The 13,220-nt window shown below is 64.1% G+C and carries 13 protein-coding genes; 10 read left to right on the top strand and 3 right to left on the bottom strand.

The window, feature by feature from the left end; all coding sequences use genetic code 11:
- Nucleotides 1-112: 112 nt before the first annotated feature.
- The gene (yidC, locus tag DFR67_RS05610; RefSeq protein WP_110468448.1) at nucleotides 113-1,039 is read left to right on the top strand and encodes a membrane protein insertase YidC; all 927 of its coding nucleotides are present in this window, start codon (nucleotides 113-115) and stop codon (nucleotides 1,037-1,039) included.
- 44 nt (nucleotides 1,040-1,083) lie between these two features.
- On the opposite strand, the gene DFR67_RS05605 is transcribed toward yidC, so the two are convergent.
- Complete coding sequence (locus DFR67_RS05605; protein ID WP_110468447.1) at nucleotides 1,084-2,136, bottom strand: type III polyketide synthase; 1,053 nt, start codon at nucleotides 2,134-2,136, stop codon at nucleotides 1,084-1,086.
- Between the two features lie 345 nt (nucleotides 2,137-2,481).
- On the opposite strand from DFR67_RS05605, the gene DFR67_RS05600 reads away from it, so the two are divergent.
- Genes DFR67_RS05600 through DFR67_RS05580 form a run of 5 tightly spaced genes read left to right on the top strand, consistent with a single transcriptional unit; the run spans nucleotide 2,482 to nucleotide 7,266 of the window.
- Nucleotides 2,482-3,831 (top strand): nucleotide disphospho-sugar-binding domain-containing protein, encoded by a 1,350-nt coding sequence (locus DFR67_RS05600; protein WP_110468446.1) that lies wholly within the window; start codon nucleotides 2,482-2,484, stop codon nucleotides 3,829-3,831.
- Entirely contained in the window at nucleotides 3,816-5,330 is a 1,515-nt protein-coding gene (locus tag DFR67_RS05595) for a bifunctional 3-(3-hydroxy-phenyl)propionate/3-hydroxycinnamic acid hydroxylase (protein ID WP_110468445.1), read from the top strand. Before DFR67_RS05600 ends, DFR67_RS05595 begins: the two co-directional genes overlap by 16 nt.
- 36 nt (nucleotides 5,331-5,366) lie before the next feature.
- Nucleotides 5,367-6,551, top strand: a complete 1,185-nt coding sequence (locus DFR67_RS05590; RefSeq protein WP_146240378.1) for a lipase family protein — start codon at nucleotides 5,367-5,369, stop codon at nucleotides 6,549-6,551.
- Between the two features lie 23 nt (nucleotides 6,552-6,574).
- Entirely contained in the window at nucleotides 6,575-6,940 is a 366-nt protein-coding gene (locus DFR67_RS05585) for a DMT family transporter (protein ID WP_110468730.1), read from the top strand.
- Nucleotides 6,940-7,266 carry a DMT family transporter gene (locus tag DFR67_RS05580; RefSeq protein ID WP_110468443.1) on the top strand — a complete coding sequence of 109 codons (327 nt, stop codon included), beginning with the start codon at nucleotides 6,940-6,942 and terminating at the stop codon, nucleotides 7,264-7,266. The genes DFR67_RS05585 and DFR67_RS05580 overlap by 1 nt, the downstream gene beginning before the upstream one ends.
- A gap of 79 nt (nucleotides 7,267-7,345) precedes the next feature.
- On the opposite strand, the gene DFR67_RS05575 is transcribed toward DFR67_RS05580, so the two are convergent.
- Complete coding sequence (locus tag DFR67_RS05575; protein WP_110468442.1) at nucleotides 7,346-8,314, bottom strand: 2OG-Fe(II) oxygenase family protein; 969 nt, start codon at nucleotides 8,312-8,314, stop codon at nucleotides 7,346-7,348.
- Between the two features lie 32 nt (nucleotides 8,315-8,346).
- Nucleotides 8,347-9,546: a nitrate ABC transporter substrate-binding protein gene (locus DFR67_RS05570; RefSeq protein WP_110468441.1), complete on the bottom strand. Its 1,200-nt coding sequence runs from the start codon at nucleotides 9,544-9,546 to the stop codon at nucleotides 8,347-8,349.
- Nucleotides 9,547-9,761: 215 nt separating this feature from the next.
- On the opposite strand from DFR67_RS05570, the gene DFR67_RS05565 reads away from it, so the two are divergent.
- Genes DFR67_RS05565 through DFR67_RS05550 form a run of 4 tightly spaced genes read left to right on the top strand, consistent with a single transcriptional unit; the run spans nucleotide 9,762 to nucleotide 13,196 of the window.
- The gene (locus tag DFR67_RS05565; RefSeq protein ID WP_110468729.1) at nucleotides 9,762-10,568 is read left to right on the top strand and encodes an ABC transporter ATP-binding protein; all 807 of its coding nucleotides are present in this window, start codon (nucleotides 9,762-9,764) and stop codon (nucleotides 10,566-10,568) included.
- Nucleotides 10,565-11,449 carry an ABC transporter permease gene (locus DFR67_RS05560; RefSeq protein ID WP_245937747.1) on the top strand — a complete coding sequence of 295 codons (885 nt, stop codon included), beginning with the start codon at nucleotides 10,565-10,567 and terminating at the stop codon, nucleotides 11,447-11,449. Before DFR67_RS05565 ends, DFR67_RS05560 begins: the two co-directional genes overlap by 4 nt.
- A gap of 26 nt (nucleotides 11,450-11,475) precedes the next feature.
- Nucleotides 11,476-12,531, top strand: coding sequence for an isopenicillin N synthase family dioxygenase (locus DFR67_RS05555; RefSeq protein WP_110468440.1), 1,056 nt, complete (start codon nucleotides 11,476-11,478; stop codon nucleotides 12,529-12,531).
- 20 nt (nucleotides 12,532-12,551) lie between these two features.
- Complete coding sequence (locus DFR67_RS05550; RefSeq protein WP_110468439.1) at nucleotides 12,552-13,196, top strand: GntR family transcriptional regulator; 645 nt, start codon at nucleotides 12,552-12,554, stop codon at nucleotides 13,194-13,196.
- Nucleotides 13,197-13,220: the final 24 nt, after the last annotated feature.

Below are 13,220 nucleotides of genomic sequence, written 5' to 3'. Positions count from 1 at the left end.
CGGCCGGTCGACGCGAGATCTTTCTTCCTCGTAGGCCATCGCCGCGTCGTCGCAGTGCATCCGTGCTCGCTCCGGAGCCCAGCCACGCGCGCCTCATAGTGAGGTTCCTTCCATGCTCGATCTGATCTGCTATCCCGTGTCCGCCATCTTGTGGTTCTGGCACAAGATCTTTGCCTTCATCCTGCACAGCCCCGACAGCGGAATCGGGTGGTCGCTGGCGGTGATCTTCTTGGTGTTCACCATTCGGGTGGCACTGATTCGCCCCTTCGTCAAACAGATGCGCACCCAACGCGACATGAAGAAGCTGCAACCGCAGATCGAAGAGTTGCGACGGACGCACCGAGGAGACCGGCGCAAGCTCGCGGCGAAGATGCAGGAGTTGCAGCGAGCCAACGGCGTCAACCCCATGCTCGGATGCCTGCCCGTATTGATCCAGATCCCTGTCTTTTTCGGGTTGTATCACGTCCTGCGTTCGTTCGACCAGACAGCCGGCGGCGCCTACCTGCCCTTTTTCGGATCGAATCCGATGACGATCGAGCAGAACGTCGACACGCCGAACTACATCTTCTCGGCGTCGGATGTTCAGTCTTTTCTCGATGCAAAGTTGTTCGGAGCACCCTTGTCCGCAATGATCACGATGCCCGGTGAGCAACTCGAGGCATTCGGTGACGTGAGCCGTCTGGCAATTGCGCTGGTGGCGATCCCGTTGATGGTGGCGGCGGCAGTCGCGACGCACATCACCGCTCGGGCGAACCGCGCCCGCGGCGCGGATGCGTCCGACTCACCTCAGTCGGTGTTGATCAATCGGCTTGCCGTGTGGGCCTTTCCGGCGGGAGCGATCGTGGGAGGCCCGTTCCTGCCGATTGCCATCCTGCTCTATTGGCTGGCCAACAATTGCTGGACACTGGCGCAGCAGCACATCGTTCTGCGAAGGCTCGACGCAGAAGACGCTGCGGCACAAGCGGTCGTCATGAAGTCTGTCGAGACTGCAGACAGGGTTCGCCCCGACCCGGGTAAGGGACGGCGCCGCAAGCGGTGAGTGAGTGAGTGGTGATCAGGACACGGTCGGCGGGGGTAGGTTGGTCACTCCAACCGGAACAGCATCGTTTCTGCGGTGAGTCCGGGACCGAAAGCCATGGCGCTGCCCAAGCCGGTGGGGCCACCAGCGGCGGCTCGCTTCATCATCTCGGCGAGAACGAAGAGCACCGTTGCCGACGACATGTTGCCGTAATTGTCGAGCACATGGCGCGAGACGGCGAGTGCGTCGGAGTCGAGTTCGAGGGCATTCTCGACCGCATCGAGGATTGTTCTGCCGCCGGGATGGATCGCCCAGAGATCGATGTCGTCCGGGGTGCGTCCGGCGAGGATCAGCTTCAGGTTCTCGGGATTGAGCGCCCTACCGAGTTGGCCGGGCACCTTGCCGGACAGCACCATGTCGTATCCGGCGTTGCCGATCCGCCAGGTGATGAGGTCGCGGGTGTCCGGCACCATCACCTGTTTGAAAGAGTCGAGTGCGATCCCGGTGGTCTCGGCGGAGATGACAACGGCCGCGCAGCCATCTCCGAAGATCAGAAATGACAACATGGATTCGAGGGACTTGGGCTTTTGCAGATGCACGGAGCACAGCTCGACGCTGACCAGGAGTACTTTTGCGCTCGGGTCGGCCCGGACGATGTTGTTGGCGGTCTTCAATCCGGTGATTCCGGCGAAACACCCCATGAAGCCGATCTGCGTCCTGTCGACGTTGGGGCTGATTCCGCAGTTCTCGATGATGTCGTAGTCGATGCCGGGCGAGTAGAAGCCGGTGCAGGTCACGATCACCAAGTGGGTGATGTCGCCCGCGGACGCCCCGAGGTCGAGGCCGTCCACCGCACGTTGGGCGAGCTTGGGGGCCTTGTCTTCGTACTCGATCATGCGGGTCTCGGTGTCGATGTCGCTCGGATTGTCTCCGTAGAACGTCACCGGATCCTCGACCGCAGACCAGCGGTGGGAGATGTGGGCGCGCTCGGCCATCCTCTTGAAGAGGAGCATTTTTCCGCGCGCGTCGATCAGCTGTGGAGCGAACTCGACGAAGGTCTCGTGGACGTCCAGTTCCGGAACGGCGGTGCTGATCTGGTTTACGTAAGCGGTGACCATGGGATGATTTCCGAATCTCGTCTCAAAATGCTTGGCAGAACCGTTGTCTCGCCTCGATGCAAACTAGTCTCGCCGCGATGCAAACTAGTCTCGTCTCGATGCAAACTTGGCTGACGCCAACGTAGGTCCGTTTATGTGATTCGGCAACCCGTGAGCCGTCGAGAACAGCACGTATCGACGTGAGATGTCGGTCATTCGTCCGACGGCGACGCCGGAAGGTGCTGTCCGGCATTCTGAAAACGCCCGTTGTCATGTGACAATCGGGTCACTCCCCGAAGAGAATGACGTAGACAGATGCGAAATGTGTTGTTGTGCAGCGCTCCGCTGACCGGACATGTTCAACCGATGATTAACATCGGTAAACAACTTGTCGATGACGGTTCGACGGTTGTGATGCTGACGGGCAACCGGTTTCGGGAGAAGGTTCGCAGGGCCGGGCTGGAACATATTGCGCTGCCTGTGTCTTCGGACTTCGATGATCGCGACCTCGACGGAGAATTCCCAGGTCGATCCCGGTTGCCCGGCATTCTTCGATCCCGCTACGATCTCGAGAACCTGTTCGTCGAGAACATCGCCGATCAACATCGGGCGGTGTCGAAAATTCTCTCCGAGCGGGCCATCGACGTGGTGCTCGCCGAGAACCTCTTCCTCGGGTTGCTGCCCACCTTGGCTGCCCGCGATGGCCACACGCCCCGCATAGGCACTGTGTGCACCTCGCCGCTGATGGCGTCGAGCCGCGACACCGCGCCGTTCGGTCCAGGCCTGCCCCCGTCGAGCACGCGGTGGGGGATGCGTCGGAACCAACTGCTCAGCGCGGCTGCCCGAGCGCTGGTGTTGCGCCGGGTACAGCGAAAAGCCGACGCCGCGGTGCAGGAGGCCGTCGGCCGCGACGCGGGAACTTTCATCCTCGACTGGCCGCTGCTCGCCGATGACATCTTCGTCCTCACCGCGCCGTCGTTCGAGTATCCGCGGCGCGATCTCGACGACCGGCTGGACTACGTCGGGCCGGTGCTCGACACCGCCGGCACAACTGCTCCCGCTCCCGCCTGGTGGCATCGGCTCGACGGTGCGGACCCGGTTGTGGTCGTCACACAGGGCACACTCGACAACGGCGATATGGGCAGATTGATCGAACCGACACTGTCGGCGCTGGCGCACACTCGTACGTTGGTGATCGCGACGACGGGTGGCCCCGCCGCCGAGACGGTGCGTGCCCCCGGCGCCAACTCCATCGTCGCGGAGTTCGTTCCATTCGACACGTTGCTGCCGCGCGCGGATGTCCTGGTGACCAATGGCGGCTGGGGTGGCGTGCACTTCGCGCTGCGACACGGGGTCCCGATCGTGGTCGCGGGGTCGACGGAGGACAAGAACGAAGTTGCGGCCCGCATCGTGCGGTCGGGCGCCGGAATTCGATTGCGGTCGACCAGGCCGACAGCCATCCGCCGAGCAGTGCGCACAGTCCTCGACGACCCCGGCTACCGGGAGAGGGCGCGGGCGTTGGCGAAAGAACTGTCGGGACTGGACGGAGCGAGGGGCATCAGTAAGGCTCTGAACGCCCCGCCCAAAAATGCCGGCCCCACACGCATTCCGCCAGAATATATTCAGCCCGAACATACTGAGCCCGAACATACTCACACCGAACAGAACCCACCCGAGCCCACTGCCGGAACCACTGTGTCGTGTCCTCCCAGGTAGTGATCGTCGGCGCCGGCCCGACCGGTCTGACGGCCGCCGCGCTGCTGGCGCGATACGGAATCGAAAGCACGATACTCGAACGTCACCGCGGGGTGTACCCGTTGCCTCGCGCCGTCCACATCGACGACGAGGTGTACCGAATCCTGCAGTGCGCCGGGGCGGCTGACGATTTCGGTCCGCACGGCAGGCCCGCCGAGGGGATGCGCCTGGTCGATGCCCAGATGCGGGTGTTGATGAGGTTTGTTCGTGACTCTCCCGACGGATATCACGGCTGGCGCCAGAGCACGATGTTCGACCAACCGGACCTCGAGCGGGCGCTGCGCGTCGCGGTGTCTCGGCAACCCGCCATCACCGTCCGGGAGGGGGTCGACGTCGAATCGGTTGAGGTCGTCGACGGGGTGACCACACTCAGGGTGCGCAGTGAGCACGGTAGCGAGATCCTCACCCCGCGATTCGTCCTGGGATGCGACGGCGCCTCGAGCGTTGTGTCAACTGCTATCGGGCGCAACGCGTTCGACCTTCGCTTCAGGCAACGCTGGCTCGTCGTCGATGTCCGTTGTGCCGCCGAACTGCACATGTGGCCCGGCGTGCACCAGGTCTGTACGGGAGCACAGGCATCGACGTTCATGCGTATCGGACGAGACAGATACCGCTGGGAGTTCCGGCTCCCGGATCGTGGCGACGACCTGGATGAGATGGACGATTCGGACGAGGTTGACGACCTGGACGAGGCGTGGGCGCTGAAGGCAGTACGCGCACACCTGCCGACCGACGTCGACGACGTGCACATACTCCGGACAGCGACCTACCGGCACGCCGCTCGCGTCCGTCGGCGCTGGCGCTCGGGTCCGCTGTTCGTCCTCGGGGACGCGGCGCATCTCACGCCGCCGTTCATCGGGCAGGGCCTCGGCGCGGGTCAGCGTGACGCGATGAACCTGGCGTGGAAGCTGGCGGCGGTCATCGGGGGCCGCGCAGACGCGCGGCTACTGGAGACGTATCAATCCGAACGCAGGCCGCATGTGCTGCGGTCGGTGGCCGCGGCGACCGTGGTGGGAACGCTGATGAGCGTTCGCGGCATGCCCGCGCAGACGGTGGCTCACGCAGCGATGCGTCTGGTCGACTCCGTACCGGGAGCAGCGGCGGTCGGCCCCGCCTTCATCTATCCGCCGGTGGGTCGTCGGGGCTCCCGATTCCGCGCATGGGCACGTCGTCCGCGGGGCATCGTAGGACGGCCGGTTCCTCAGTTCACGTCGCCCGATGCAGGCGGCGAGTCTCGGCGGTCCGACGAAATCCTCGGCTGCGGTTACGTTCTCCTCGTCGACGGGCACGCTGATGCGGCGCTGCTGCGGCGCGCCCGATCGGTGCGTGCGCGGGAGGTGGAGGTCGGCGACCTGGGGCCGTTCACACCTGCGATGCGCCGATGGCTGAACACCAATGGAGCCCGGGCAGTGTTGATCCGACCCGATCGGGTGGTGTCTGCGGCGGTGCCGATCACGTGAGCGGAGCAGTACCCGGCCGCTGGTAAGTTCGTGCCCGTGACGTTCACAAGACACGGATTTGTGGCGATTGCCGCGATCGTGTCGCTGGTTCTCGCTGCGTGCGGCACGGCCCAGCCCGCCACGCCACCCGATGAGCCGATGCCGACGACGTCGTCCATCGCCTATCCGGCTCCCGGTGACGTCGTCGACAGGCGCGACTGGGTGTCGACCACCGGCCTCGCTCCCGACCTGCGTGGCGTCCGGATGCTGTATCGGTCCACCGACACCACTGGCAAGCCGAATGTCGTGTCGGGAACGGTCTTCGAACCAGAGGGCACACCGCCCGAGGGCGGCTGGCCCGTCCTGGCGCTGGGACACGGGTCGACCGGGATCAACACCAACTGTGCGCCATCGCTGACTGGCAACCTCTATGGGCTCGCCCGATTGGTGACCACGTATCTGCGCGCGGGTATGGCAGTGACCCTCGCCGACTTCGCCGGCCTCGGGTCGGACAGCGGCCCGCACCCGTACCTCGATCCCTATTCTGCCGCGCGCACCATGATCGACTCGGTCCGTGCGGTCCGGCAGGTGTACCCGCAGGTGTCGACGACCTGGGTGACCTACGGGATATCGCAGGGTGCCGGCGCGAGCTGGGCCGCGGACGAGATGGCCGCGTCGTATGCGCCCGAGTTGCACCTGAAAGGTGCGGTGGCCCAGGTGCCGCCCACCAGCAAGGTACCGGTGGTCGACCTGGCCGCGGCCGGCGCGCTCACCAGAGAACAGCAGGGAAGCCTGCAGTGGATGGAGGAATCGCTCGCGCGGCGCAACCCCGACATGAACCGCGATGACTATCGGCGCGGTGGACTCGCCCAGCACTGGGATGCACTGAGCGCATGCGCCGAGGCGTCTGTGCGGGAGAAGGCGGTCACTCAGATCTCGGGGCCCGACTTCGTGCCTGCGTCGCCCGTCGCCACCGCTCGACTACGCGAGCTGATCCAGCAGATGGCGCTGCCCAAGGCAGCCCTCACTGCTCCGCTGCTCGTGCTGTACGGCGGGCAGGACAAGTTCAATGACCCCGCGTGGACGGCAGCGTCCATCCGGGACCAGTGTGTTCTGGGAGGTTCGGTGACTGTCGATCTGCAACCCACTGCCGGTCACGGCACCGTGAACACCGGCGGGATCCTCCCGTATCTGATCGACCGCCTCGCCGGGGCGCCCGTGCGGGATGATTGCCGGTCATGAGCACTTCCGCGCAGTCCCGCTCGATCAAACCGTGGTTGCTGCTGTGCGGCGCAATTGTCATGGAGGTCACCGCGACTCTCGCACTACGGGCGGCCGTGGATCATCCGGCCTGGATCGTCCTCGTCGTGCTCGGCTACAGCGGTGCATTTGTCTGCCTGGCGCTGGTGCTGCGTGAGGGCATGCCGATCGGTGTCGCCTACGGGATCTGGGCAGCATGCGGCGTCGCGTTGACCGCTGTACTCGCGGCCATCATCTTCGACGACCCGTTCACCTGGGTGATCGCGCTCGGGATCGGGGTCGTGATCGTCGGGGTCCTGCTGGTGGAACTGGGGTCCCACAGGGCCGAGATGGTGACGATGTCCACGGACCCAGAGTCGGAGCAACCCTGATGCAGTGGGTGTATCTGGCCATCGCGATCGTGAGTGAAGTCGCCGGGACCATGTCGTTGCGGGCATCAGACGGTTTTCGGAAAGCCGTGTGGCTCATCCCGACGGCGATCGGCTATCTGCTGGCCTTCGGGATGCTGGCGCTGACGTTGGCCGAGGGGATGCCGGTGGGCATCGCTTACGGGATCTGGGCGGCGTGCGGTGTCGCGATCACCGCGGTGGTGGCCAAGATCCTCTTCGATGATCCGCTGACCTGGCTGATGGGTCTGGGCATCGTGACCATCGCCGGCGGGGTCTTGATCATCGAACTCGGGGCTGCGCACCACTGAGGCCCCGATCCTGGTGGGTTCTGGCGAGTATCGACCCAGGTCACGCTCGCCAGAACCCACCAGGATGGGTCGGTACGGGCTAGGTGGCGAAGTTCGCGCTGATGCGTTGTTGCAGGTAGTCCTCGGCAGTGATGACAGGGTATTTTCCGTGCGGGCCCTCGATCGGCACCTCTCGGTTCGCCTGAGCGAAGAATGCGATGCTGTAGCGGGAACCGCGATGATCGTCGGGTCCCGGGCTGCGTACCCGGTGGAAGTTCGACGGCAGGACATCGTCGCTCCACCGCATCAGCATGTCTCCGATGTTGCAGGTGATGGCATCGTCTGACGGTTCCACCGACGTCCACACCTGATCGTCCATCTCCTTGCCCGGGCAGACCTGTAGTCCGCCCTGCCCGCTGCGCTGGAAAAGCAGCGTCAAGCAGTCGAAGTCGGTGTGTGCACCGGCCCGCCACACGCCGGTGAGATCGGCGTCCGCCGGCAACGCGTAATAGTGCAGCAGCCGCAGCGTGCTCTGGTAGCTCGGTGACGCGGGATCGTGTGCGCGGGTGAAGAAGTCGCGATCGAACCCGAGCTTGTCGGCGAACAGCGAGAGCAGTTCCATCGCGAGGGTCCAGCAGCGGCGTTCGAAGTCGAGGATCGTCTTCTCGAAACCGGCGAGCTCGGCGTCCGTCGGCCACAGCCCGTCCATATTCGACAAGGTGACCTGGTATGACTCCTTCTGATCGGGAGTTCCCACCGACGGTCGTACCTGGGTCAGGCTCTCCCATCCCGAGTTGTAGCGCTTGGGACGGAGGGCTTTGACGCTTTCGGGCAGCGCGAAGAACGCTTCGGCCATTGCAAACGCGTGGCGGACATCGGCAAGATCGATACCGTGGTCGATCACCTGGAAGAAGCCGATGTCGACTGCTGCGGACCAGAGTTCATCGGCGATGTCTGAGCGTCGACTGTCCAGGTCTGCGAGCGATATTCGCCGCACCTCACGGTCGCTCTCGGTGCCCAGGGCCCCCATACGGCGTTCGCGCTCGAGTTCTTTCATGTCGTTTGTCATGCGGAGAGTGCCTTCCGGTGAAGAGTGCTCGGTCAGGGGATCGTGATCGAGGGGTCGGTGAACTGGTTGGTGAACAGTTGCTCGGCGGTCATGGCGTCGGGAACCTGGTTGCCGCCGGCAGCGAGGACAGGACGCAGGTCGTCGACGTTGCGCTGCGTGCGCGCCTCGTCGTAGACACCGAACGAGCCGTTGTCTTCGTTTGCCAACAATCCTTTGTCCTTCAGCAGGTTCGCGCTGAAGGCAGCTTCACCCTCGCTGTAGGGGGAGTACGTCTGATCTTGCGACACCACGTCGACGATCACCTTGTTGGTGGCTTCGGGCGAGCCGATGTAGTCGACACCGGACTGCTGGATGATCGGTACCAGTTTATCGAGGCATGGGGAGTACTCGGCGACCTTGTCGGCGCGCACAGAGACATTTGACGCGTAGATGTCGTAACCGGCGTCTTTGACCAGTCCGTACGACACGGGCTTGTCCCAGGCAGGGGTTTCCTCGGCGTAGGTGTACGGCTCAGAGTTGGCGAAGCCCTGCTGAGCGATTGCGGGGTCCCCGACGAACCTGGACGGCGCCCCGTCGTAGCTGGTATCGAGCTGCGACTGCTTGAGCAGTCCTTTCGCCACCATCCACTGCGGGAAAATCTGATCCTTGGACACCACCACCGTGGCGTCGGTGGTGCCGACGTCGCCGACGGATTTCCATTCCGGATGGGTCGCGGGATCCCACATGAGAATGGCGGGGCTGTATTTGAGCAGAGGCGTCACGCCCACCACAGGCTGGTCGGCCGCTGCCGACACGAGCTGATCGCCGTGCACCACGCCGAGCATGACCGAGTCGTCGACGTACAGCTGCGAGGTCACCGACTGAAAGCCGATCGCGGGGCCACCGGACTTGAGCGTGATGTCGACGCCGGTGTCCTTACCGCCCGCCACCAGGGGGCCGGTGACCGACTTGTCGTCGGTGTCGACGACGTATCCGGGTCCCAGCAACCCGAACAGGCCACCCATGTCCGATTGCGGTTGCCACTGTAGCTGGACGCCGACATTCGCGGGACAGACATCGGCGAGACTCTGTGCTGCCGCGGCCGGCTCGATGGACACGGACTCTGCGGCCTCGTCCGAGCCATAGGCGCAGGCCGACAGACCGAGTGTGGTGAGGGCGACGACGGTGACACCGATGCGCCGGGTGCGTTGTGCTTTCACGGTTCTCCTTGGGGTGAGTTCGAACAATTGCATGTAATCACTGTTCTGTTGCGATGGTGTTAAGCATGGGGTTCTGCACGATGGGGAGTTGCGTAAAGGCGCGGTTGAGGTCGTCTTTCCCTACTTTCACCGCGGTGATGTCATCAAGTTGTAACTCTGTGCAACGAGAACGTCATGCATGTAATCAAAGATGAGAATCGGAAGTCAGCCCAGCCGTTACATGTACAGCCAAGCTCTTGGAGATGACCATGAAACTAGCCGACACGACGCGGGGAACCGACGCTCGGCGGCTCACCAAAGATCTGCAGATGGTGTTTGCAGATGTGGTGAAGCAGTTCGACACCGGAACCGTTGCCATCGAGAAGGCGGACCTCGAGGTGCGGCGCGGTGATTTTGTCGCGGTGGTGGGACCGTCGGGCTGCGGGAAGTCGACGCTGCTGCGTATGGCGGCCGGGCTCGAAAGCCCTACGGAGGGTTCGGTGGCGGTGGCCGGCGAATCCGTCGGCTTCATCTTCCAGGAGCCGACCCTGCTCCCGTGGCGCAACGTCCGCGCGAACGTGGAATTGTCGGCAGAACTGAAAGGGGGAGAACTCAGACGTGACCGGCGAGGCTATCGAGCAGACTACAAACGTCGTGCCGCGGAGGCGATCTCAGCGGTCGGGCTCGATCAGTTCGCGGACCAGTTGCCGAACGCCTTGTCGGGTGGCATGAAGATGCGGGTGTCGCTCGCCCGCGCGCTCACGCTGTCTCCGGAGATCATGCTGCTCGACGAGCCGTTCGGGGCCCTTGACGAGATGACCCGCCTGGAGATGCAGGCCGAGCTGCAGAAGCTCTATACCGCACAGAAGTTCACCGCCATGTTCATCACCCACTCGGTGTCGGAGGCGGTGTATCTCGCCAACAAGGTCGTGGTGATGACCCACCGCCCGGGAAAGATCGCCGCCGTGATCGACATCGACCTGCCGTACCCGCGTGACCCAGAACTGCGATTCGATCAGCGGTTCAACGAATACGTTGCCGATATCTCCGCGACCTTGCATGGGAGCATCCGATGACCCTCACCGCCACAACCGGTATGCCTGCCCGGACCCGCCCACGCAGCAAGACGGCTACAGGAGTTCAGGCGCGGAACCGGAACATCCGTCGCGTCCGCGGATTTGCGGCTGCGCTGCTCTATCCGCTGCTCTCGCTGATCGGGGCCCTCGCCGCATGGTCCGCGGTCAGCTACTGGCTGCTCGCACCCGAACGACGGTTTCTGCTGCCCCCGCCGTCGGAGGTGCTGACCAACTCTCTGCTCGAGTGGTCGCACCTGCAACCCATGCTGGCGGCCCTCGCTGTCACCGCACAAGTGGCGCTCGTGGGATTCCTGGTGGCCGTGGTCGTCGGGGTCGGCACGGGTGTGCTGATGAGCCAGGCCAAGTGGATCGAACGCATCATCTACCCCTACGCCGTGGTGATCCAGGTGATCCCGATCCTGGCCATCGTGCCGCTGATCGGCTTGTGGTTCGGCTACGGGATGTCGTCGCGCACGCTCGTATGTGTTCTCATCGCTGCGTTCCCCATCATCACCAACACCCATTTCGGTATCCGATCGGTGGATCGCGGTCTCCACGAACTGTTCGCACTGTCACACGCCTCCCGCTGGGATCGCTTGGTCAAACTCGAACTGCGCGCCGCACTTCCGACGATCTTGACCGGTATCCGCACAGCTTCTGGGTTGGTGGTGGTGGGCGCGATCATCGGCGACATGTTCTTCGCCAAGGGCCAACCCGGCATCGGAACCCTGCTCGATGTCTACCGGGGCCGGCTGCAGTCCGATGACTTGATCGCTGCCATCGTGCTCGCCTCGGTGTTCGGTGTGGCCGTGTTCGCGCTGATGGGCCTGGTGTCCAAGGCGGCGGTCGGCAGCTGGCACGAGTCCGCGAACAAATCCTGAGAACCTTCGGCGAAAGAAGCATCACCATGTTCACGACACCGTTCCACGTACCCATCATCGACATCAGCCCGTATCTGCACGGACGCGATGCCGGTAGCAGCGCGGAGTGCGCCGCCGTCGCCGCTGGACTCGACAACGCCTGTCGGGAGGTTGGTTTCGTACAGATCGTCGGACACGGTATCGACACCGCACTGACCGCTGACCTGGCCGATGCGCTCGATGAGTTCTTTGCGCTGCCGTTGGCGGTCAAGAAGGAGTATCGGCGCGACCCGGCCACCAACCGGGGATACTCCCCGCCGAAGTCCGAGTCGCTCAGCATGAGTCTGGGTATCCCGACCGCCAACCAGATGAACGACTTCTACGAGGCATTCACCGTGGGTACGGCCGCCGCGGATTTCGCAGGCCTCGACCTCCCCGAGATCAGCTATGCCGCCAACAACTGGCCGGGGGCAGTTCCCGGATTCGAGCCCCGGGTGAGGCGGTATTTCGCCGCCGCGCAGCAATTGTCGCGCACGTTGATGACGGCGTTCACCGATGCCCTGGGACTCGAGCCGCACCACTTCGGCAGCATGGTCGATCATTCGATCGAGGTCCTCAAGATGAACAACTATGCCCTGCCCGAAGGTGATACCGAGTTCACCGGTGATCTCCAGGGCATGGGCGCGCACTCGGATTTCGGAATTCTGACGGTCCTGTGGGCCGATCAGGTGCCGGGATTGCAAGTGCTCGACCGCGGCGGTCGCTGGCATGACGTGGAGCTCGCTGACGGCGCCCTGCTCGTCAATCTGGGCGACGCCATGGCCCGCTGGACCAACGACCGCTGGATGTCGACGATCCACCGGGTGAATCCGCCGGTGGTGAACGGGCAGATTCGGAGGCGACGTTCGGCAGCGTTCTTCTTCGACGGCAACCACGACGCCGTGATCGAAGCCCTTCCCGGGACCCTCTCGGACGGCGAGACCGGCTACGCTCCGATTACGGTGGCCGAGAACATCGCCATGAAAGTGGCCGGTCTGCGGACCGGTGTGGCACCGGCGGTCGACCTGCGTGAAACCGCGCGGGTAGCGGCGGCCGGAAACTAGTACGGGACAGGACAAGCGACGTGGCGTCAACCGAGCGTGCACTGCTCACCGACTCCGTGCATGACGCACTGCGGGAGTTGATCTTTTCGGGCGAACTGGCGTCAGGTAGCCCGCTGAGTGTCCCGGCACTGGCCGCGCGGTTGAATGTCAGCCGCACTCCCGTCCGGGAAGCGGTGCAGCAGCTGATCTACGAGGGACTGGCATGGCATACGCGGAACGCGGGCGCCCGGGTTGCGTCGCTGGATGCGGAGACGCTCAAAGCCGTGTTCGACGTGCGTGAGGTCCTCGATGGCCTCGCCGCCTTCACCGCCACCCGAACCGCCACGCACGGAACCGTCGCGCAGCTGCGCGCGATGGTGCAGATGCAATATGAACTGCTCGACGAGCCGGCCGATCAACGGCGTGATTCTCAACTGGACCTGCAATTTCACACCTTGATTCGGGAGACGGCCGGAAACCGCCCGTTGGGTGAGGCGCTGTCGAGGTTGGACGGGCAGTCCCATCTGTTCCGGTCGGACGTGTGGACTGCCGATCTCAATCGGCGCCTCGCGGTGTCCGAGCACGAGCGGATCGTCGCGGCGATCGAGGCAGGCGATGCAGAGGGCGCCCGCAGCGCGGCCTGTGCCCACGTCGCGGGCATCTTCGTGCGTACCCAGCGGGTCTGACCCACCGTTCCGCCCCCTGCCCAT

Source organism: Williamsia limnetica, from assembly GCF_003217475.1.
Lineage (GTDB): Bacteria > Actinomycetota > Actinomycetes > Mycobacteriales > Mycobacteriaceae > Williamsia > Williamsia limnetica.
This window is presented reverse-complemented; position numbering and strand designations above follow the sequence as displayed.

Coding starts and splice junctions, on each gene's coding strand:
- yidC (WP_110468448.1), top strand. CDS start 113: ATGCTCGATCTGATCTGCTATCCCGTGTCCGCCATCTTGTGGTTCTGG.
- DFR67_RS05605 (WP_110468447.1), bottom strand. CDS start 2,136: ATGGTCACCGCTTACGTAAACCAGATCAGCACCGCCGTTCCGGAACTG.
- DFR67_RS05600 (WP_110468446.1), top strand. CDS start 2,482: ATGATTAACATCGGTAAACAACTTGTCGATGACGGTTCGACGGTTGTG.
- DFR67_RS05580 (WP_110468443.1), top strand. CDS start 6,940: ATGCAGTGGGTGTATCTGGCCATCGCGATCGTGAGTGAAGTCGCCGGG.
- DFR67_RS05575 (WP_110468442.1), bottom strand. CDS start 8,314: ATGACAAACGACATGAAAGAACTCGAGCGCGAACGCCGTATGGGGGCC.
- DFR67_RS05570 (WP_110468441.1), bottom strand. CDS start 9,546: ATGCAATTGTTCGAACTCACCCCAAGGAGAACCGTGAAAGCACAACGC.
- DFR67_RS05565 (WP_110468729.1), top strand. CDS start 9,762: ATGAAACTAGCCGACACGACGCGGGGAACCGACGCTCGGCGGCTCACC.
- DFR67_RS05560 (WP_245937747.1), top strand. CDS start 10,565: ATGACCCTCACCGCCACAACCGGTATGCCTGCCCGGACCCGCCCACGC.
- DFR67_RS05555 (WP_110468440.1), top strand. CDS start 11,476: ATGTTCACGACACCGTTCCACGTACCCATCATCGACATCAGCCCGTAT.